Below are 20,362 nucleotides of genomic sequence, written 5' to 3' on the forward strand. Positions count from 1 at the left end.
CTTATCTCCCCGGTACGGGAGCGAGCGCATCGACGGTCCGACTGGCTGTGTTCGCCGCCTGCCGCCGACGCGGCAGCGACGAGAGAATGCCGGCGATGCGTCTGCCGGCGTCGCCGTCGCCATAGGGGTTATGGGCTTGAGACATGCGTTGATAAGCCGCCTCGTCATCCAGCAAGGCGCTGGCGTGTTGGACGATGAGCGCGGTCTCCGTGCCCACCAGCATGGCGGTGCCGGCCGCAAGCGCCTCCGGTCTTTCCGTTGTGTCCCGGGTGACCAGCACCGGTTTGCCCAGCGCCGGCGCCTCTTCCTGTATGCCGCCGGAGTCGGTGATGATGAGGTGGCAGCGGGCCATCAGATAGACGAAGGGCAGGTATTGTTGCGGGTCGATCAAATGAATGTTGTTCACCTTGGACAGCAGCGCGTACACCGGCTTGCGCACATTGGGATTGAGGTGCACCGGGTAGACGATGTCCACGTCGGGGTAGCGCTCGGCCAGCTGCACCAGCGCGCGACAGAAGCTTTCAAACCTCTCCCCCAAATTTTCCCGGCGGTGGCCGGTGACCAGTATCACTCTGGCCTCCGGGCGCAGGAAGGTAAACTGGGAGGCGATGTCGGCCTTGAGATCCGGCTGTTGTTCCAGCCTCTTTACCGCCAACAGCAAGGTGTCGACAACGGTGTTGCCAGTGATGAAGATCCTATCCGGGTCAACCTTTTCATTCCGCAGGTTGAGCTGGGACTCCTCCGTTGGAGCGAAATGCCAGGACGCCAGAATGCCGGTGACGCGGCGGTTCATTTCCTCAGGCCAAGGCGAATACAGGTCTCCGGTGCGCAATCCCGCTTCAACATGCCCAATCGGAATCCGGCGGTAAAACGCGGCCAGGCTTGCGCCAAGCGTGGTGGCCGTATCGCCATGCACCAGCACGACATCGGGTTGGGCTTCCTCCAAGACTTTGTCGACAGCGTCCACCAGCCTGGCGGTCAAAGACGCCAGGCTCTGTCCCTGTTGCATCAGCTTCAGGTCGAAGTCCGGGTGAATTCCGAAAAAATCCAATACCTGATCCAACATCTCGCGGTGTTGGCCGGTCACGCATACCTTGGACACCACGCCCTGGCAGTCTTGCAGCGCGTGGATGACAGGCACCATCTTGATGGCTTCCGGACGGGTGCCAAAAATTGTTAGTACGGTAAACATATTATCTCCATCACAGCGATTCACGAGCACACAGCAGGGCTTGGTTTTGTTTGTTTTGTTAAAACCACTATAGTACGGTAGCCATATTATATCTATCACGGCTATTCACAAGCACTTAGCGGAGCTTAACTTTGTTTGTTTTGTTAAAACTACTATTTCACATTATTTAAATTAAAGTAGCACACCTCCTATAAGAAATAAAGTTAAATATTTGTTTTAATTAAACGGTTTAATATTGGCGTGCGTTGGAGCACCATTCACAAGCCTGCTGGAGCGCCATTGCGCCCCGGCCAGGCGAGTGCGCGCCGGCAGGCAATTCCATTGGATTGCACCTGGCCAAAGCGCTAGTGCAAGAGTCGCGACGGCGATGTGAAACTGCAATGGCATTTCTTTGTTAGCATGTCAGGACGTACGCATGGGGAGCGTCAATCATTTGGGAAGCAGCTCTAAAAGCGCCGGCGAGCGTGGCTGACCTCCACCTGGGGAGAAGTGCCAATGGAAAAGAAACAGTGCCTACACTGCGGATACTTGCGCGGGGATTCGCCGCGCGACCAGCGGGCGCCGGACTACGCATGTCCGCTGTGCCAGACGCCGTATCTGGAAATGTATCCGCAGCCGCTGCCGCGGAAGGAGCCGGAGCCCGCTTCCCCTTTGCAATGGACGCATGTGGGCGTGGTGCTGGGCGTTTTGCTGACCGGTACGGCGGGGCTGGCGTACACGGTTTGGCCCAATCAGCAGATGGCAGCCGCCAGGCATGAGGCGGAGCTCGAGGACATTGCCGGCGTGGTGTTGCCGGGCGCCGAGCAAGCGGCAGGAGAGCTTTGCGGCGCCGAGTCTTTCTCGGGCGGCGCTTTCTGCCGCTGGGCGCCAGCGTTGGCAGAGGTAGGGCGCAAAGCGACACTGGTGCGCGACTGCATGGAAGTCACGGCGATCAGACTGCACCCTGGCAGCAAGAGTCCGGAGCAACCGGACTTCGCGGTAAGCTGCCGGGACGCCGCCGGGGAGATGATGGAAATGAGTTTCAATGAGGGAGATTTGGGGTTTGGAGCGGATGGCGCCGCGCCGGCGCGATGAGAACCTGTTTACGATCTTGCGAGCAAGAGCGAGACAAGGTGAAAGCAGCTGAGGAAGCGGAATGTACGCCTGGTGCATGAGCATTTTCAAGCGGTTTTCAATGCCCCTTTCTATTCATTCCGCCGACGCACAGCAGACCGTAAACAGGTTCTACAAGGCAGCGGTTAGCGGAACCTGCGTTGGTTCAGGTCCAGCAGTAGGGCGACGGCGATGACAGCCGCCGGAAAACAGCAGAGCGCTGAAAATGCTCCTGGGCTTGGTCGCGCCGTTCCCCTTGGGCGAACAGATGCTGGGCGGCCTGATCCGCGACACGGTGACGGACGAGGAGGACAGCCAGCGGCTGCTGGACGGCAACGCGCGGGCCTTCTTCCATCTATAGCGTGGCTCAGCTCAGCAGCCAGCCCAGCAACAAGCCGCCAAACAACAGCCATTTCAGCGCGTAATAGCCAAGACGGCTCTGCGCCTTGATGCGCTTGCCAAACAGCCGCACCGCCTGCACATAGCGGAACAGGCGGTTGAGCGCGCCGGTGCGGTCACCGTCCTGATTGGGGGAACTGGCGGCGCCCAGCAGCAGGCGGCTGATCAGGCGGTTGACCCACGCCGCAAGCCGGAAGCGCATTGGGCGCTCGATATCGCAGAACAGGATGATGCGCTGCTCAGCGGTGGCGTTTTCCGCGTGGTGCAGATAGGTTTCGTCGAACATCACCGCCTCGCCGTCGCGCCAGCTGTAGCGTTCGCCGTCCACCTCTATGTAGCAGGCCTCGTTTTGCGGTGTGGACAAGCCCAAATGGAAGCGCACCGAACCAGCAAAGGGGTCGCGGTGGCGCACTAGCCGGCTGCCCGGCGGCAAGCTGGCGAACATCGCCGCCTTGACCGAGGGAATGCTTTGCAGCAGCCCGGTGGTGTACGGGCACAGCTTGGCCGCCGACGGGTGCGGCTGGTCGTACCATTTCAGGTAGAAACGCTTCCAGCCGGTCTTGAAAAATGAATTGAAGCCCAGGTCGTCGTAACGATCGGATGCCTTGATCGCGCCGTCGTCGGACAAGGCCAGCGCCTCGGCGCGGATACGTTGCCAGTTATCGTTCAGCGTCCGCAGCTCCGGAAAGCGCTGCAGCGGCAAATAGGGGCGCGCGGGTAGGGTGGAGAACAGGTAGCAGAAGCAGTTGATCGGCGCCATGAAGGTAGAGTGGTCGGTCAGCTGCCGCCAGAACCCCAAGCGTTGACGGCCGCGATAATGGATGTAGACGGTGCAGAGCGCAAAAAGAAGGAGGATGGATAGTTTGATGTACGGCATTTTTGCTCTAGCCCTTGAAATAATATGCTTAATTTCAAACAAAAACAGAATTTAAACGACTGGCCATTGGTTTAGTTGAGTAGGATATGACCAGGTTTGGCGGTCGCCACGCAAAGCGGCTGCCCTCCGCTCCAAAACAGCCGAAACTGGCTGCCGCCGTCGCCCCATACGACCGACGCGGGCCCAGGGCGCTGCCTAGAATGGTTCGAGCGAGAACGGCCCCGCGCCGTCCCCATCAACCATCCGGTTGCTGGGCCGCCTGACCAAGGAGCCTGCCCATGCATTTCACCCATGCGATCACCCGCCTGCCTGCCGACACCGTGGCCGGCGGTTTGACCACCGCCAATATCGGCGCACCGGACCCGGCGCTGACGCGCTCCCAATTCCGCGATTACGTGGATATCCTGTTGCGCCTGGGTTTGACCGTGAGCACCTTGCCGGCACAGCCCGATTTCCCCGACGCCCATTTCGTTGAAGACACCGCGGTGTTGATGCCGGAACTGGCGGTGATCACCCAGCCGGGCGCGCCGGCCCGCCGCGGCGAGGTGAGCAGCATCGCGCCCTTGGTGTCCCGCTTCCGCCACGCGGTGTGGATGAACGGCGACGCGCGCATGGACGGCGGCGATGTCTTGATGATAGACAAGCGTTTCTTCGTCGGCCTGACCAGCCGCACCAACGAGGCCGGGATCAGCCAGTTTGCCGCCGCGGTGGAAAAGTTCGGTTACGTCGTCACCGCGGTGGAAGTCAGCGCCGGCCTGCATTTGAAGTCCATCGTCAACTACGTGGGCCGCAACACGCTGATCTTGTCCGAGGACCGCGCCGACGATCCGGTATTCCACGGTTATCAGCAGATCGTGCTGGCCAAGGACGAGGAATACGCCGGCAACACCTTGTGGATCAACGACACCCTGATCACGCCAAGCGGTTACCCCGACACGTTGCGTAAGCTGAAGACGCTGGGCCTGCCCATCATCGAGACCGACACCAGCGAAATCCGCAAGATGGACGGGGGCTTGACCTGCATGTCCCTGCGTTTCTAAGAACCTGTTTACGATTTGCTGCGCGTCGGCGATACGGCGTTGAAAGCGGCTTCAAAATGCTCATGTACCGTGTGTACACTCCGCTTTTTCAGCCATTTTCGCCTTGTCTCGCTCTAGCTCGCGAGATCGTAAACACGTTCTAAAAGCAGCGTCGTTTCATTCGCCACTGGCCGCAGAGCCGGGGAGATTCAGAACCTGTCGCCGACGCGTAGCCGGCCATGAACAGGCTCTCAAGGAGAAAAAGATGAAAACCATCAAGATTGCGCTTTTGCTGGCGCTGAGCGCAGGCCCTGTACTGGCCAAGGACATCAAGCAGATCCGCTGGGGCGTGGACGGCGGCTACCCGCCGTTCGACGTGCTGGCGCCCAACGGGGAGATCACCGGCTTCGATCCGGACATCGCCAAAGCCGTCTGCGCCGAACTCAAGGCTCGCTGCGTCTTCGTCAAGCAGCCGTTCGACAGCATGATTGCCGCGCTCAACGCCAATAAGTTCGACGCCGTCATCGCCTCGTTGAACGTAACGGCGGAACGGCTAAAACAGGTGGACTTCAGCGATAAATACTACACGTCCGCCTCTCAGCTGGTGGCGCGCAAGGGCAGTCCGTTGCGGCCCACGCCGCAGTCGCTGGCCGGCAAGACGGTGGGCGTGCAGTCCGGCTCGGTGCATGAGCAGTACGCCAAGGCCAATTGGGGGGGCGGCAAGGTGAAGATTGTTACCTACGCCAATCAGGACAACGTCTATCTGGACCTGGCTTCCGGCCGCATCGACGCCGCCTTGCAGGACAATATCCAGGCCGAAACCAGCTTTCTACGCACCGAGCGCGGCAAGCAGTTCGCTTTCGCCGGCTCTAAACTGGGCGAATCCAACCCGGTGGCCATCGCGGTGCGCAAGAGCGATCCGGAACTGAAGGTGGCGATCAACCGCGCCATCGCCGCCATCCGCGCCAACGGGGTGTATGAAGGCGTGCGCAAGAAGTACTTCGGTTTCGATATTTACCACTAAGAACCTGTTCAAGGTCTGCGGCGCTTCGTGAGACTTGCAACGGTGAGGGCAGCTTCGAAATGCTCATGTACCACTTGTACATCCCGCTTTCTTCGCAGTCTTCGCCTTGTCTCCCCCTTGCTCGCTAGGCTTTGAGCCGCGTGCATACGTCCGTTTCCCCGGCCGGCGTCCGCCGGCCGTTTCACAAGGAGGGCGGCCATGGTGGCGTCCTATTTGCCCCTATTGCTGACCGGGGCCTGGCTCAGCCTGCGCGTGGCGCTGGCCGCGCTGGGGCTGGCGCTGCTGTTCGGCCTCGCCAACGCTTGCGTCAAGCTGTTTGGCCCGCGCTGGCTGCGCGCGGCGTCCATTGCCTACACCACGGTGATTCGCGGCATTCCGGAGCTGGTGATGATGTTGCTGCTGTTCTATGGCGGCGAGAAGGTCTTCAATCTGTTGCTGGCGGTGTTGGGGTTGCCCGCGGTGGAGTTCGACAAATTCCTGGCGGGGGTGCTGACCATAGGTTTCATTTTCGGCGCTTATTACACCGAAACTTTCCGCAGTGCTTTCCTGGCGGTGCCGCGCGGCCAGTTGGAGGCCGGCGTCGCTTACGGCATGCGGCCGTGGCAGCTGTTCCGGCGCATCCTGTTTCCGCAGATGCTGCGCCACGCCTTGCCCGGCATCAACAACAACTGGCTGGCGTTGATGAAGTCGGCGGCGCTGGTGTCGTTGATTGGCCTGGAAGACATGGCCTGGCTCGCCGAGCAGGCCGGCCGCGCCACCCAGATGCCTTTCCTGTTCTATTTCCTGGTCTGCCTGGTCTATTTGCTGTTCACCGCCGCTTCCGGGGGCGTGTTCCGCTGGCTGGGGCTGCGTTACAGCCGCGGCTTGCTCTGAGGGGAAAACAATGACGCTCGACGAAATCCTGCGCGCTTTGCCCGGCTATCTGTGGGGAGACGGCGGCCAATGGAGCGGCCTGGCGGTTACCGCAAAGCTGTTCCTGATCTCCGGCGGCTTGGGCATGCTGCTGGCGGTGCTGCTGGCCTTGCTCAGGGTCTACGGCCCGGCGCCGTTGCGATGGGCGGTGGCCGCGTTCAGTTATTTCTTTCGCGGCACGCCCTTGTTCATGCAATTGATGCTGATCTACTACGGCGTGTCGCAATTCAGTTGGGTGATAGACGGCTGGCAGGCGGAAGACCCGTTCTGGCTGCTGTTTCGCGACGCCACCTTCTGCGCCGTGCTCGCTTATGTGTTGAACACCGCGGCCTACGCCCAAGAGATTCTGGCCGGCGCGCTCGCGGCCTATCCGCGGGAGGAAATCATGGCGGCGGAGGCCTTCGGAATGTCGCGGGCGCGAACCATACGCCGCATCGTGCTGCCCGGCGCGCTACGGCGCGCGATACCGGTGCTCAGCAATGAAATGGTGTTTCTGCTGCACGCCACCGCCTTGTCGTCCACGGTGACGCTGCTGGACGTCACCGGTGTGGCGCGCGCCTTGTACGCGGCCACTTACGCGCCGTTTTTCCCGTTCCTGATGGCGGCTGCGATCTACCTGGGCTGCACCTTCGCGTTGCTGGCGAGCTTCCGCCAGGCGGAGCGGCGCTGGCTGAAATTCCTGCAGCCGCGCTCAGCCTAGAGGGGCGGCGCTGCGCTTGATCTCCTGCAGCTCGGTGATGGTGATGATCTTGTCGATCTTGAAGGCGGAACTGGCCAGCCATTGTTCGGCCAGCTCGCGGTACTGCTGGATGTCGCGGCAGCCGATGCGAACCTGAAAATCGAAGCTGCCCGCCACCAGCCAGGCATCCAGCACGGCCTCGCTGCGCTGCAGCTCTTTGATGAAGGCTTGTTGCGACAAGGCGTGATCGGCCAGCGCCACCTGGGCCGCCACGATGACGGGGTAAAGCGGCGCCGGCAATTGCACCACGGCGCGGTAGCCGCGGATCACGCCGGCTTTTTCCAGGCGGCGAACGCGCTCCAGGCAGGGGCGCGGCGTCAGGTTGACCTGCTCGGACAGCCGTTGAAAGGACATGCGGCCGTCTTCTTGCAGGGCGGCGAGAATTTTCAGGTCTATGCGGTCCAGGCTCGGTTTCTTCTCATTCATGGCGGGCTTCGGGATGGGTGGGGCTGTCCGTTGATTTGAGCCTTGGCGGGCGGTGGTGTCAAGGCGGCGCGACCACCATGGGTTTTTCAATTGAACGGCATGAAAAAGGAAGGCGCTTTATGGAAATCGTCAGCCGGGTTTTGCCGCAGGCCAGCATAGGCCTGCGGCGCGAACTACTGAGTCTGCACTACGGCCGGCGCGGCGACGGGCCGAAGGCTTATTTGCAGGCCAGCCTGCACGCCGACGAGCTGCCCGGCATGCTGGTGATCCACCATCTGCGCCGGCTGCTGGACCAGGCCGAGGCGGGCGGCCTGCTGCGCGGCGAAATCGTGCTGGTGCCGGCGGCCAATCCCATCGGCCTGGCCCAGGCCTTGTTACAGCAGCAGCCGGGGCGTTTCGAACTGCGCAGCGGCGAAAACTTCAATCGCCGTTTCACCGATTTCCACCCGCTGCTGCTTGCCGGTTTGGAAGCCGGTCTGGGTCACGATGCCAACGTCAATCTACGGACGGTGCGCGCCCGGATGCGCGCCGCGCTGGACGCGCAAACGCCGGTGACGGAGCTGGACGCTTTGCGTCTGGAGCTAAGCCGGCTGGCGCTGGACAGCGATCTGGTGCTGGACCTGCATTGCGACAGCCAGGCGTTGCTGCATTTATACGCCGACGCGCCGTTTTGGCCGGCGCTGGAGCCGCTGGCGCGTTATCTGGGCGTGGCCGCGGTGGTGTTGAATGAGGCGCCGGGCGGCACGACCTTTGAGGAATCCTGCGGGCAGAGTTGGTGGCGGCTGGCTGGCGAACTGGGGCCGGCGCAACCGCTGCCGCTAGGCTGCGTGGCGGCCACGGTGGAGCTGCGCGGGCAAGGCGATCTGGACCACGGCCAGGCGCGGCGGGACGCGGAGGCGCTGTACGCCTATCTTCAACTCCGGGGCCACATCGGCGGCGCCGCGCCGGCTGTGCCGCCGCCGGTGCCTGAGCCGTGGACCTGGCGAGGCATGGCCAGCGTGAGCGCGCCCACGCCCGGCCTGGTGCTGCGCCATTGCGCGGTTGGGGCGGAGGTCAAGCGCGGCCAAGCGCTGCTGGAACTGATAGACCCGCTGGAAAACCGCGTCACGCCGGTGCTCAGCCCGGCTGCGGGCCTGCTCTACGTCAGTCACCCGCTGCGCTACGCCCAGGCCGGCATGGAGTTGTGCCGCATTCTGGGCCGGGCAGACGCCGGCGCGCGCGTGTCGCTTGCTTGAAAGTTAGCGTCATGTTTACGGCATGGCCGGAACGCGTACTGTCAGTAGAATGATTTGCCGCCCGCGGGCGGCCATGCAACCACCCACCCAAGAGTCGCCCACCATGCAAGCCCAAGCTATCGCCGCCGCAGATGCGGCGCCGCAAGAAAATCTGGAGCCGCTCTGGCTCCGCGCGAGACAAGGCCAACTGGCGCGCGCCGTTGTGATGGTGCGTCCTCACGACTTCGCCTTCAATGAGCAAACCGGGGCAGACAACGTGTTCCAGCACCGGCTGCAACTGCCGGCGGCCCAGATCACCGCGCTGGCGCTGGCCGAATTCGACGCCATGGCGCAGCGGCTGCGCGATCACGGCGTCGAAGTGCTGGTGCTGGAGAAAAGCCCGGACGGCTATCCGACGCCGGACGCCGTGTTTCCCAACAACTGGTTCACCACCAGCGCCGACGGCAGCCTGCACGTCTATCCGATGCACACGCTGAACCGCCGTCGGGAGCGGCGAGTGGAAGAGCTGTGCCAGTTGCTGTTGAACCATGGTTACGACGTGGAGCAAGTGGTGTGGGCCGGCCATCCGCTGGAAGAGGAGTTGATTTTGGAGGGCACCGGGGTGATGGTGTTCGATCACCCGCGCAAGCGTGTGTACGCGGCGCGTTCACAGCGCTGCCACCCGAGCGCCTTGTATCGTTACGCGCGCCGGCGCGGACTGGAGGCGGTACACCTGTTCGATACCGTGGACAGCCGCGGCGTCCCCATCTACCACACCAATGTGATGATGAGCGTGGGCGAGGGCTTCGCGGTGATCTGTTCCGAAAGTCTGCACCGGCCGGAGCAGCGGCGGCAAGTGCTGAGCGCGCTGGGTGAGCATCACGAGGTGATAGATATCAGCCTGGCCCAGGTTGAACGCAGCTTCTGCGGCAATATCCTGCAGCTGCGCGGGGCCGGCGGCCAGCCGCTGATCGCGATGTCGGAGCAGGCTTGGAACGGCTTCACGCCTGCGCAGCAAAAAGTGCTGGAGCGCCACGGCCAGCCGGTGGTGAACCCCATCCCCACCATTGAAGCAGTGGGCGGAGGCAGTTGCCGCTGCATGCTGGCCGAATTGTTTCTGCCGCGCGTCCGCTAGCGGCTGTCCCGGCAACGGCCAGCGACACTCTGTGCTGGCCGTGAGGGAGCGTCAAGGGTTTGGGACAGCTGGCGTAGTTGGGCGGCAGGGGGGACGAAAGTCGATGGGGAAAAGGGAGTCATTGCGGTCTCCAAGTCAGCGCTTGGAAACCTGTCCGGCGATGCTTGGACAGGCGCGTGACAAGGTTGGAAGACGGGCGTACACGATTAAAGACCGGTAACTCACTAGGCGTTCCCTGCCACGGCCTATCCGAATGGACACAGCGTGGCAGCAGACGTGGTTGCGCCAAAGCGGACACAACGAGTCTGTAATCAAGTGTGATTGAGCGTCCAAACCCTGCGCGGCGTGATTGGGCGCTGCGCGACACAAAGGGTACTGAGGCAGGGTGGAGTATCAAGCTGCTGGTTGTGTGGATTTTCCAGGTTGAAGGCGTGGAAGTGCTTGTCTTCGACGCGCAGTGGAGTTCGCATGTCGAGTGCCAAGTTCAAATTCTGCTTGCCTGCATGAGCCGCCACGGCGTAGCCAAGAAACTGTTAATATTCTCGTCATTTTTTAAGGGGAAAAGACATGACGGATATTGACTTCACCGCTGACCACGCCGCGCCGACATATAAATTGAATAGTCCGGCGGCGGTAGCGATTGCTACTTTTATTGGCTCCAGCTTGGCAGGCGCTTGGCTGATGGCGGAAAACTGCAAGATGCTGGGGCAGCGCGATCAGTTGAAGAAGGTCTGGGGTTTGGGTGTCGGCCTGCTGTTTGCGATGCTGGCGCTTAGCCTGGTTTTGCCCGACAGCGTGCCTGGCATGGTTTTTACCGTTGCGCAGACGGTGGTCATGCAAATGCTGGCCAAGCAACGTTTTGAGACGACGCTGGCCGCGCACGGCGCAAGCGGCGGCTTGGTGTTTTCCAAATGGCGGGCAGCCGGAATTGGCCTCTTGTTCGCGCTGGCGCTGCTTGCGGTATTGATCGCCATCATCGCCGCGATGATGCAGTTGAGCGGTTTGACGTTATCGGAGTTGTTGGCAGCGGCCGGCATGTAAGCGTGGCCTAGATGGGTTTCAGGGCGCCGCCCGGCGGCGCCCTGGAGCGGGCTTACTTCACGCTTACGCCGGTAAACTCATAGTCGCCGAACGGGCTGATCTTGAAGCCGATCACTTCCTTGCGCATAGGCTGGTTGACGATGGAGTGGGCGATGGTGGTCCACGGCAGGTCGCGTTTGAAGATAGTTTGCGCCTGCGAGTACAGCTTGGCGCGTTCGGCCTGATCGTTCAGGGTGCGCGCCTTGACCACGAGCGTGTCGAACTCTTTGTCGCAGTAGCGCGAGTAGTTGGAACCGTTCACCGCCTCGCAACTGAGCAGCACGCCCAGGAAGTTGTCCGGGCTGGCGTAATCGCCGGTCCAGCCCATCAGGCCGGCATCGTGCTCGCCGCGCTTCATCCGCTTCAGGTATTCGCCCCATTCATAGGACACGATCTTGGCCTTCACGCCTATCTTGGCCCAGTCCGACTGGATCATCTCCGCCATCAGCTTGGCGTTGGGATTGTACGGCCGTTGCACCGGCATCGCCCACAGGCTGAGCTCGAAGCCGTTGGGGTAACCGGCCTTGGCCAGTAGCGCCTTGGCGGCGGCCACATTGTAGAGCGCGTTCTTCAGGCTCTTGTTGTAGGACCACAGCGAGGACGGGAAGGGATTGCTGGCGGCCTGGCCTTGGCCCTGGTAGACCGCGTCTATGATGGCCTGGCGGTTGATCGCCATGTCCAGCGCTTGACGCACCTCGCGTTTTTTCAGCTGCGGCTTATCCATGTTGTAGCTGAGGTAGCCAATATTGAAGCCGGGCGCGGTCAGCATCTTCAGCTTGGGGTCGGTCTTCATCACCGCCAGATCGCTGGGGCGCGGGTAGGACATGATCTGGCACTCGCCGGCTTTCATCTTCTGGTAGCGCACCGAGGGATCGGTGGCGATGGCGAACACCAGATTGTCCACCTTGACCGCGCCCTTGTCCCAGTACGCCTTGTTGCCGGCGTAGCGGATTTGCGCGTCTTTCTGGTAGCGCTTGAAGATGAAGGGGCCGGTGCCCACCGGCTTTTGGTTGATGTCGGCGGCGCGGCCGACCTTGAGCAGTTGGTCGGCGTATTCCGCGGACAGGATGGAGGCGAAGGGCATGGCGATCTTGATCGCCAGGTCGGCGTCCGGCTCCTTCAGCACGAAGCGCACCGTTTGCGCGTCCACTTTTTCCACCGCGCTGACGTTGCTGGCCAGGCCGGTGTCCACCGCGTAAGGGAATTCCGTGTTGTAGGCTTTGCGGAAGGGGTGGTTCTTGTCGAACATGCGCATGAAGGTGAACACCACGTCGTCGGCGTTGAAGTCGCGCGTCGGCTTGAAATAGTCGGTGGTGTGGAACTTCACGCCCTGGCGCAGCTTGAAGGTGTAGATCTTGCCGTCCGGCGAGGCGCTCCACGAGGTGGCCAGGCTGGGAATGGCCTTGGTCGAGCCTTTTTCAAAGCCCACCAGGCGGTCGAACATGGCGTGGCCGGCGGCGTCGAAGGTGGTGCCGGAGGTGAACTGGGCGGAATCGAAACCGTCCGGGCTGGCTTCGGAACAGTAAACCAGGGTGCCGGCGGCCTGAACGGATACGGCGAAAGCGGCGCAGCAGGCCGCGGCCAACAGTTTCGGTTGGGTCATTTTCATTTCTATTTCCCTATTTGCAGAGCGATGAAGGGCGGCGAGCGCCTTCTTCGAGAGTGCTTGGCAGGCCCTTTAGGGCTTTCTATTTGTTTATCTGTCCAATTCCCGCCGTTTGGCGAACCGACATGCGTTTGGGTGGAGTTCAACGCAGGGAACGGCGGCCGAGGAGGGCGCGGAAGACTTTGCCAGCATATAGATTGTTCGCCCGGCGTCAATCGTGCGCTGCGGCGCGGGCGCGTCCGCATTCGCAATGCGCCGTTTCGATGGCGTCGCTTTATTTTAAAAACCTCATTTAAAAACAGTTATTTGTGTCAGTTTTTTGCCGTTTCTGCGGTGCGGCGACAGGCATAAGATAGGAGAGCCTGCAAAAGGGCGTTTTTGTTTTCTCTTAAGCCAAGGAGAGCCAAATGCAAGCCAGCACGCAAGAAGCGGTGGTCGTGGTCAAACCCCGCAATCCGCGTCCGGTCCTGGTACCGGTTCACTTGTAATCGGGTATCGCGGGGCTGCCGTTTCAGGCGTAAAGCCCTGACCGACCCGGATTCCGCGCCGCCGGCTTGCCGGCGGCCGCGCCTATCTTTCAGAGGAGACGTCCTCGTGTCCCATCCGTCCGATCTCCGTTTTTGCCTGAACGGCGAGGTCATTTCGCAGGCGCCGCTGGTGGTCAAGACCGCCGGCGACGAGGAGTTGGAAATTTCCGCAGGCCTAGCCAACGCGGAGGAGGTCAGCGCGCTGATGGCTAGGCTGGCCGGGGGCTGCAGCCAGTTGGACGCGGAGCGTCTTCTGCCGCGTCAATCCGCCGACGAAGTGCGGCGTCTGCTGGTCAGCCTGGAAAACTATGGTGTCATCCGCCCGCTGGCGCCGGCCCGCGGCAAGACTGGGCTGGAGGTGCTGCTGGAGGTGGAGGACCTGTCCAACCGCCTGTTGTACCAAACGCTGTACCGCAATCCATTCTGGACCCACTGCCAGAACGCCAGCCAGCCGGGGGACATCCCGGAGCGGGTGTTCCATGGCATGGTGATTGAAAACTATCACTTTTTGTTCCGCGAAAGCTATTTCGACGCGCCGGTGCTGTCCTATGTGCCCAATACTCAGGTGCGGCTGGCGATGAACGCTTTCTTCGCCGAGGAATACGGCCACGACGAGCTGCTGTTGCAGGCCTTGAACCGCATCGGCGTCAGCCGCGAGGATCTGGCGCACACCGTGCCCCTGCCGCAGACCATGGCGCTGTGCAACGCGCTGGCGTATTGGTCGCACAACGATCCGCTGTTCTTCTTCACCACGCTGGGCATTCTGGAAGGCAAGGACATTCGTCAGGACTCCTTCCTGGACGCCGCCTACCGTTTGGGTGTGGACGCGGAGTTTCTGCGCCCGGTGAAGGCGCACTCGGACATCAATCTGAAGGGCGAGCACGGCAGCCTGACCCGCAAGATATTTGCGCAGATTCCGGTGGTGGATCAGGAAACGGCACGGCGCTTGTTGGCGCAAACCCATTTGTTCGTCGAACTTTACGACGCTTTCTACAGCGCGGTCTGGCGGCACTATCTGCACGCCGACACCTTGCTGCGCCGCATCGAGCACTACTGAGGAGGCAATATGCACGGACCCAGCACCCATGACCTGTTCCGCTTTCCGGCGCTGCGGCCTGGGGTGGAAATCCAGCAGCAGGACGGCGGCGTGGCCTTGCTGTACCGCGAGCAGTCCTGCGATTTGCAAGTGGCCGACGAAGGCCGTCTGCAATTACTGGCCTTGCTAGACGACCTGCAGCGCGCGCCGGCCAGCATGGCCGCGTTGCGCGCCGCGCATCCCGAACTGGCGGGGACGATTCCCGGTCTGCTGGAAGAGCTGGACCGCCTGGGCCTGGTGACCGAGGCGAGCTTTGAATTGCCGGACGACGCGCTGTCCGGCTGCGAATTCAACACCCGGCTGCGCAACTTGGCGCAGCGGGCGATGCGCAAGCGCGGCCATTCCCGGCTTTACGGCATGTTGTCCGACGGCAGCGCGCCGCGCAATGTGCTGATCGGCTACGCGCTGGAGTATTACTATCTGGTGCGCGCGGCGCCGGGCCTGATCGCTTCGGCGCTGTCGCACGCGGACAGCCGGCAGAATCAGCGCAGCATCCAGCGCTTCCTGGTGTCGGAACTGGATCACGACCAGATGCTGGCGGAAAGCCTGGCGAGCGTGGATATGGAGGTGGAAGGGCTGGACCACCTGCAGCCGCTGCCGTCCACCTTCGCCTTGTGCGCGGCGCTGGGCGTGTTCGCGCGTCAGCATTTGTTGTCGTTCAAGAGTGTGTTGTTTCTGTTCGAAATGCCCGGCGACGAGTTCAACCGCGCGCTGGTGCGTTGCTGCGAGCGCGCCGGGCTGGACAAGGGCTTTTGGGAGCCGCTGCTGCGCCACGCCTACCTTAACGACACGCTGGGGCACGACGACATCACCGCAGAGTTGTTGCAGGACATCAGCGCCATCAGCCGCGAGGAGCAGCTGGTAGTGGAGAAAAACCTGGTGCTGACCATAGAAACCATGGCGTTGCAGGATGAGGAAATCGTTGATTACTACAGCCGGCCGGACGCCTTGATGCCGCGGCTGTATTTGTAAGCCCCCGCAGTAGCCCCCGAGACGGCAGTCAAGGAGAGAGCGATGGAAGCCTGGCAAGTCACCCATTATCGCGCGCCGCATCTGGTGCCGTTCAGCGCTCACCTGGCCGACGACGGCCAGACCGTGGTGCTGGCGGCGGATGCCAAGGAGTACGAAATCCAGTTTTCCGGAGTGGAAGGCGGCCGGGTGCTGGACAGCGTGCTGGCCATGGCCAATCCGGACGCGGAGATTTGGTTTGACATCCACGCCGGTTCGGCGCCGTCCTGGCAGCTGTCGCTGGCGGAGCAACTGGACGCCTTGTCGCTGATCCGGGACGCGCCGGCGGACCCGGCGGCGCTGGAGCGGCAGCGCAGGCAGTGGAGCGAGTTGATCCGGCGCTGCGTAGACAAGTTGTTGGCGGCCACCGCCGCGGACGCGCGCGGCGCTTACGCGCCGGTGGTGCTGAGCATGCTGCGCTTGCTGGATGAGCCGGCGCCGCGGGCCGACGCTTTTTGCATTGACGATGTGGGCGCGCCGGAGTGGCGTGACAATTTCGCGCTGCAAACCTTCTATCTGCAAAAGCTGTATCTCGCCGACAACCTGCCGCAGGCGCTGACGCTGTGGCGGCGGGTGCTCAACGGCTTTGCCGACGGCGCCGGCTTTGTCGGGCTCAGCCGCCGGGAGGCTCGCGCGGAGGAAGACCCCGCCAGCGACGGCTTCTACTGCCTGGCGCATCTGGAAGCCTATTTGCTGTGCCTGGCGGACTTGCTGCTGCTGGCGCCCAAGCCTCAGGCGCGGCGTAGGCTGCTCAGCCGGGAGCCGGCGTCCACGGTGGACAGCGGCGTCAACTTCATGCGTCGCGCCGAGCAGTTTGCGCTGGACGGCCTGGCTCAGCTGGGCGAATCGCGCTACGTAAGCCGGGTGAACGCCGAGGACGCCGGCTTCGGTCCCTTGGTGCAAGGCTTGTTCATCGAGCAATACCATGTCACTCAGCGCTTCGTCGAAATCATCGCGCCGTTGATGACCAAGCGGCTGCGCAGCCCGCTGAAGCAACGCGTTTACCGTTACTTCCAGGAAGAGTTGGGCCATGAGGTCTACGAGCGCGCCACCTGCGAAGCGTTGGGGGTGCCGCCGGCCTGGCTGGATCAGGCGTTGCCGTTGCCGCTGTTTCAGGCCTATGTCGACGCCTTCACCGTGCTGGGCCGCTACGATCCCATCGGCTATCTGAGCTCCATCATGGTGACCGAGGGCATGCTGGGCGTGGACAACCCGGTACACGAGCGGCTGGAATCTCTGGTGGAGTTTCGCGCCGATTACCAGCGCGTGGCCAAGCGCCACGACGATCTCAACGTCGAGCTTAACCACGCGGCGTTGTCGCGGTTGTTCTTCCGCGAAATCAGCGCCTTGTCGCCGCTGACGCAGCAGCGTGCGCTAGCCAATCTGGCGTATCTGCTGGAGCTCAATCTGCGGGCGATGGACCAGGTGGCGGATTTTTACGGCCCGCAGTCGCAACTGGCCGTCTGCTCGCTGGACAGTTATGCCGTCGCCGGCTGAGCGCGAGGCGACGCAAACGGCCTACGCGGCCAGCGTCAACCCGGCTTGGCTGGACGTGTTGCGGCAATGCGGGCTGGACGCCCGGCCGCTGGAGGCAGAGGGCTGCTGGCTGCGGCTGGAGGACGGCCGGCGTTGGCTGGACTTCGTCGCCGGCTACGGCGCGGCGGTATTGGGCCATCGGCCGCAAGCCTTGCTGGCCGGCTTGGCCGAAGACCTGTTCGATCCCGCGCCCAATCTCCATCCGCTGGGGTTTTCCGGCTTGGCCGGCGATCTGGCGGCGGAACTGCTGGCGCTGGCAGGCTTCGCCGACGGCAAGGTCCTGTTCGCCAGCACCGGCGCCGAGGCGGCGGAGGGCGCGCTGAAGCTGGCGCGCATGGCCAGCGGCCGCCGGCGCGCGCTGAGTTTCGACGGCGGCTTCCACGGTCTTACGCTGGAGGCCACCAGCCTGGCGGGCAGCGATTTCTGGCGGCAGGGGCTGCCGAGGAGCGAGGACTGTGCGGTGCTGCCCTGGGGTGATCTGGCCGCGGCTGCGGCCGAGCTGTCGCGCGGCGACGTGGCCGCGGTGCTGTTGGAGCCGGTGCAGGGCAGCGCAGGGGCGCGCGCTTGGCGCGGCGAGGCCTTGTTGGAGCTGGCTGAACTGTGCCGCCGCCATGGCGCGCGGCTGATTTACGACGAGGCCTTGTCCGGCCTGGGCCGCTGCGGCGCCTGGTTTGCTTACCAGGCGCTGGGCGCGCCGGCGCCGGATATGCTGATTGCGGCCAAGGGCCTGAGCGGCGGCGTGCTGCCGGTGTCGGCGCTGTTGTTTCGCGAAGATATTTACCAGGCGGTGTTCGCCCGGCCCGGCTGCGCCAAGATCCACGGTTCCACCTTTGGGGGCAACCGGCTGGCGTTGTGCTGCGGACTGCGCATGCTGAGCCTGCTGCGCCAATTGGACGCGCCGGCGCGGGCGCGGGAGCGCGGCGAAGCTTTGCGGCGACGCTGGCGCGGAGCCGGGCTGGAGGACTTTGAGCTGGAGGGCGTGGGGTTGATGCTGGCGCTGCGCGCCGGCCCGGCGGCGCAAGAGCGGCTGGGCGAGGGCGCGGCCGGCCTGCTGTGGTTGCAATTGCTGCAAGAAGGGGCGCTGACGGCGCCGGCGGCCCACGACGCCGCCGCGTTGCGCTTGCTGCCGCCGCTGAACGTGGCGGAGACGGAGTTGGATTTTTTCCTGAAAGCTTGCCGGCGCGCGATCGCCGCGCTGGAGCAAGAGGCGACGACATCATGAAGATAGGACACGTATTGCTGGCGGTGCTGGTGGCGGCCATCTGGGGCCTCAGCTTCATCGTGGTGAAGATAGGCTTGACCGAGTGCCCGCCGCTTTTGCTGGCGGCCTTGCGCTTCGTGGTGGTGTTCGCCGCCGGGGCCTGGTGGTTTTCGCGGCCGTCCTTGCCCTGGCGCTGGTATTTGCGCGCCGGGCTGTGCCTGGGGGTGATCCAGTTCGCCTGTCTGTTCTCCGCCATCAAGCTGGGCATGCCGGCCGGCATCGTGTCGGTGCTGGCCCAGTTGCAGGTGTTCATCACTTTGCTGCTGGCCAGCCTATTGCTGGGCGAGACGCGATCCAGGTTGCAAAAGGCGGTGATGGCGCTGGCGCTGCTGGGCGTGCTGCTATTGGGCTACGCTCGTTATCATGACGCCTTGCCCTTGCTGCCGCTGGCGCTGGCCTTGATCGGCTCGGCCGGCTTCGCCTGGGGCAATGTGGAGCTCAAGCGGGCCGGCAAGGTGGACATGTTCGCCTTCACCGTATGGATGAGCCTGGTGCCGCCGCTGCCTCTGCTGCTGCTGTCCTTCGCGCTGGAGGGCGGCCCGGCGGCGGCTTGGGCCGCGTTGGCCGGCTTCGGCTGGACCGCCACGCTGGCGCTGTTGTTCCTGGCCTTGATCGGCACGCTGTTCGCGCTGGGCAGTTGGGGCAAACTGCTTAGCCTGTATCCGGCCACGCTGGTGGCGCCGTTTTCGCTGCTCAGCCCGGTGTTCGGCCTGCTGGGCGGCTATTTGATCCTGAACGAGCGCTACGACGCGCTCAGCATCGTCGCGTCGGCCTTGATCGTGGCGGCGCTGGCGCTGAACACCTACGCGGGCAAACTGGGCGTCTTGCGCGCATGGCTGGCGCGGGTCCACCTGAGCAAGGGAGCCGCGCCGCGATGAGAAAGCCGGAACTGGACATCTCCACCGACAAGCACAGGCTGGACGTGGCGCTGATCCATGCTTTTCTGCATGATCACGCCCCCTGGGCGAAGGGCATTCCTCGCGCCACCGTGGAGCAGGCGATTGCCGGCTCGCTGTGCTTCGGCGCGTATCTGGACGGACGGCAGGTGGGCTTTGCCCGCGTGGTGACCGATCTGGCCACCTTCGGTTATCTATGCGATGTGTTCGTGGTGCCGGAATGCCGCGGGCGGGGTTATGCGCGGCAGTTGATGCAATGCGTCGCCGCCGAGCCGGCCTTGGCCAGGCTGCGGCGCATCGTATTGGTGACTTCCAACGCGCATCCGGTGTACCGGCCGTTCGGCTTCGCCGCGTTGGAGCATCCGGAACGCTATATGGAGCTGCACCGGCCGGATGTCTATCAGGGCTAGCCGGCCAGCGCGTCCAGAGACTCCGGCAAGACCTGGCCTCCATCAACGATCAGAGTTTGGCCGGTGATGAATCCCGCCTCCTTGCTGGCGAAGAACAGCGCGGCGTTGGCGATGTCGTCGACGCTGCCCAGCCGCCGCAGCGGCACCGCCGCGGCCATTTTGTCCAGGTAGTCCTCGCCCAGCTCGCGTAAACCTTCGGTCAGCACATTGCCCGGCAGCACCGCGTTGATGGTGATGTCGTCACGCGCCAGCTCCAGCGCCGCGCTGCGCATGAAGCCCAGTTGCGCCGCCTTGCTGGCGCCGTAATGGCTCCAGCCGGCGTAGCCGGTGACCGGGCCGGTGATGGAGGAGGTCAGGATAATGCGGCCGTATTCAGCTTGACGCAGATAGGGCAGCGCCGCCTGCACGCAGAGGAAGTTGCCGCGCACATTGGTGTGCTGCACCTGGTCCCACTCCTGCGCGCTCATGCTCTCCAGCGGCGCGGACGGGAACACGCCCGCATTGCAGCACAGCACGTCCAAGCCGTTTTGCGTCGCGGTGTCCGCCATCAGGCGGGCGACATCCTCGGGGCGGCCCACGTCGGCGATATGGCCGGATGCGTTCCGGCCTTCGGCGCGCAGGAGGGCCAGCGCGGCGTCCAGCTTGTCCCGGCTGCGGCCGCTGATGGCCACGCGCGCGCCGGCGCGGGCGAAAGCCCGGGCCAGGCCCAGGCCGATGCCGGCGGTGCCGCCGGTGATGAGTACGGTTTTGTCCTTAAGCGGGGTCAACATGGGTAGGTCTCCTTGAACGAGTGAGAAGAGAGGCGATGGCGTTTGTTTGAACCTGTTTTCAATCTGCTGCGCGTCGGCGATACGGTGTTGAAACCCGCTTCGAAATGCGGATGTACCACTTGTACATTCCGCTTTCTCAGCCG

At 63.2% G+C, this 20,362-nt stretch carries 20 protein-coding genes; 15 read left to right on the forward strand and 5 right to left on the reverse strand.

Annotated features, from left to right (window positions below; translation table 11 throughout):
• Position 1: 1 nt before the first annotated feature.
• Positions 2 to 1,192 carry a non-hydrolyzing UDP-N-acetylglucosamine 2-epimerase gene (wecB, locus tag DXT74_RS14390; protein WP_194426292.1) on the reverse strand — a complete coding sequence of 397 codons (1,191 nt, stop codon included), beginning with the start codon at positions 1,190 to 1,192 and terminating at the stop codon, positions 2 to 4.
• Between the two features lie 495 nt (positions 1,193 to 1,687).
• Between wecB and DXT74_RS14395 the strand changes: the two genes are divergently transcribed.
• Positions 1,688 to 2,266, forward strand: coding sequence for a hypothetical protein (locus DXT74_RS14395; RefSeq protein ID WP_194426293.1), 579 nt, complete (start codon positions 1,688 to 1,690; stop codon positions 2,264 to 2,266).
• A gap of 244 nt (positions 2,267 to 2,510) precedes the next feature.
• The gene (locus DXT74_RS23045) at positions 2,511 to 2,645 is read left to right on the forward strand and encodes a hypothetical protein (RefSeq protein WP_255524767.1); all 135 of its coding nucleotides are present in this window, start codon (positions 2,511 to 2,513) and stop codon (positions 2,643 to 2,645) included.
• 6 nt (positions 2,646 to 2,651) lie between these two features.
• On the opposite strand, the gene DXT74_RS14400 is transcribed toward DXT74_RS23045, so the two are convergent.
• Positions 2,652 to 3,560 carry an aspartyl/asparaginyl beta-hydroxylase domain-containing protein gene (locus DXT74_RS14400; protein ID WP_196783765.1) on the reverse strand — a complete coding sequence of 303 codons (909 nt, stop codon included), beginning with the start codon at positions 3,558 to 3,560 and terminating at the stop codon, positions 2,652 to 2,654.
• Positions 3,561 to 3,838: 278 nt separating this feature from the next.
• On the opposite strand from DXT74_RS14400, the gene DXT74_RS14405 reads away from it, so the two are divergent.
• The 4 genes from DXT74_RS14405 to DXT74_RS14420 all read left to right on the forward strand — a co-directional run bounded on the left by DXT74_RS14405 (position 3,839) and on the right by DXT74_RS14420 (position 7,215).
• Entirely contained in the window at positions 3,839 to 4,600 is a 762-nt protein-coding gene (locus DXT74_RS14405; protein WP_043631687.1) for a dimethylarginine dimethylaminohydrolase family protein, read from the forward strand.
• Positions 4,601 to 4,844: 244 nt separating this feature from the next.
• Positions 4,845 to 5,603, forward strand: coding sequence for a transporter substrate-binding domain-containing protein (locus DXT74_RS14410; protein WP_194426294.1), 759 nt, complete (start codon positions 4,845 to 4,847; stop codon positions 5,601 to 5,603).
• A 198-nt stretch (positions 5,604 to 5,801) separates the two neighbouring features.
• Positions 5,802 to 6,476, forward strand: a complete 675-nt coding sequence (locus DXT74_RS14415) for an ABC transporter permease (protein ID WP_081555805.1) — start codon at positions 5,802 to 5,804, stop codon at positions 6,474 to 6,476.
• A gap of 10 nt (positions 6,477 to 6,486) precedes the next feature.
• On the forward strand, positions 6,487 to 7,215 hold the full coding sequence (locus DXT74_RS14420) for an ABC transporter permease (protein WP_019101900.1): 729 nt from the start codon (positions 6,487 to 6,489) through the stop codon (positions 7,213 to 7,215).
• Here the strand turns inward: DXT74_RS14420 and DXT74_RS14425 are convergent.
• On the reverse strand, positions 7,207 to 7,680 hold the full coding sequence (locus tag DXT74_RS14425) for an Lrp/AsnC family transcriptional regulator (RefSeq protein WP_194426295.1): 474 nt from the start codon (positions 7,678 to 7,680) through the stop codon (positions 7,207 to 7,209). The two genes, DXT74_RS14420 and DXT74_RS14425, sit on opposite strands and share 9 nt — an antisense overlap.
• A 119-nt stretch (positions 7,681 to 7,799) precedes the next feature.
• Between DXT74_RS14425 and DXT74_RS14430 the strand changes: the two genes are divergently transcribed.
• From DXT74_RS14430 to DXT74_RS14440, 3 genes are all read left to right on the forward strand, one after another.
• Positions 7,800 to 8,915 carry a succinylglutamate desuccinylase/aspartoacylase family protein gene (locus DXT74_RS14430; RefSeq protein ID WP_194426296.1) on the forward strand — a complete coding sequence of 372 codons (1,116 nt, stop codon included), beginning with the start codon at positions 7,800 to 7,802 and terminating at the stop codon, positions 8,913 to 8,915.
• Between the two features lie 103 nt (positions 8,916 to 9,018).
• Complete coding sequence (locus tag DXT74_RS14435) at positions 9,019 to 10,029, forward strand: arginine deiminase-related protein (protein ID WP_194426297.1); 1,011 nt, start codon at positions 9,019 to 9,021, stop codon at positions 10,027 to 10,029.
• Between the two features lie 567 nt (positions 10,030 to 10,596).
• On the forward strand, positions 10,597 to 11,070 hold the full coding sequence (locus tag DXT74_RS14440) for a hypothetical protein (protein ID WP_194426298.1): 474 nt from the start codon (positions 10,597 to 10,599) through the stop codon (positions 11,068 to 11,070).
• Positions 11,071 to 11,122: 52 nt separating this feature from the next.
• On the opposite strand, the gene DXT74_RS14445 is transcribed toward DXT74_RS14440, so the two are convergent.
• Complete coding sequence (locus DXT74_RS14445) at positions 11,123 to 12,718, reverse strand: ABC transporter substrate-binding protein (protein WP_194426299.1); 1,596 nt, start codon at positions 12,716 to 12,718, stop codon at positions 11,123 to 11,125.
• A 591-nt stretch (positions 12,719 to 13,309) separates the two neighbouring features.
• Between DXT74_RS14445 and DXT74_RS14450 the strand changes: the two genes are divergently transcribed.
• Genes DXT74_RS14450 through DXT74_RS14475 form a run of 6 tightly spaced genes read left to right on the forward strand, consistent with a single transcriptional unit; the run spans position 13,310 to position 19,449 of the window.
• Entirely contained in the window at positions 13,310 to 14,299 is a 990-nt protein-coding gene (locus tag DXT74_RS14450; RefSeq protein WP_114152946.1) for an iron-containing redox enzyme family protein, read from the forward strand.
• Between the two features lie 9 nt (positions 14,300 to 14,308).
• Positions 14,309 to 15,310 carry a hypothetical protein gene (locus DXT74_RS14455; RefSeq protein ID WP_194426300.1) on the forward strand — a complete coding sequence of 334 codons (1,002 nt, stop codon included), beginning with the start codon at positions 14,309 to 14,311 and terminating at the stop codon, positions 15,308 to 15,310.
• Between the two features lie 42 nt (positions 15,311 to 15,352).
• On the forward strand, positions 15,353 to 16,843 hold the full coding sequence (locus DXT74_RS14460) for a hypothetical protein (RefSeq protein WP_194426301.1): 1,491 nt from the start codon (positions 15,353 to 15,355) through the stop codon (positions 16,841 to 16,843).
• On the forward strand, positions 16,827 to 18,104 hold the full coding sequence (locus DXT74_RS14465; protein WP_194426302.1) for an aspartate aminotransferase family protein: 1,278 nt from the start codon (positions 16,827 to 16,829) through the stop codon (positions 18,102 to 18,104). Before DXT74_RS14460 ends, DXT74_RS14465 begins: the two co-directional genes overlap by 17 nt.
• Complete coding sequence (locus DXT74_RS14470; RefSeq protein WP_043590646.1) at positions 18,101 to 19,021, forward strand: EamA family transporter; 921 nt, start codon at positions 18,101 to 18,103, stop codon at positions 19,019 to 19,021. Before DXT74_RS14465 ends, DXT74_RS14470 begins: the two co-directional genes overlap by 4 nt.
• Positions 19,018 to 19,449, forward strand: a complete 432-nt coding sequence (locus DXT74_RS14475) for a GNAT family N-acetyltransferase (RefSeq protein WP_043590648.1) — start codon at positions 19,018 to 19,020, stop codon at positions 19,447 to 19,449. Before DXT74_RS14470 ends, DXT74_RS14475 begins: the two co-directional genes overlap by 4 nt.
• Here DXT74_RS14475 and fabG read toward each other — a convergent pair.
• A complete protein-coding gene (fabG, locus tag DXT74_RS14480; RefSeq protein WP_194426303.1) occupies positions 19,446 to 20,219 on the reverse strand; it encodes a 3-oxoacyl-ACP reductase FabG in 774 nt (257 codons plus the stop codon). The genes DXT74_RS14475 and fabG overlap by 4 nt on opposite strands.
• Positions 20,220 to 20,362 lie beyond the last annotated feature (143 nt).

The sequence above is a fragment of the Chromobacterium sp. Rain0013 genome (genome assembly GCF_015291765.1).
GTDB lineage: Bacteria > Pseudomonadota > Gammaproteobacteria > Burkholderiales > Chromobacteriaceae > Chromobacterium > Chromobacterium haemolyticum.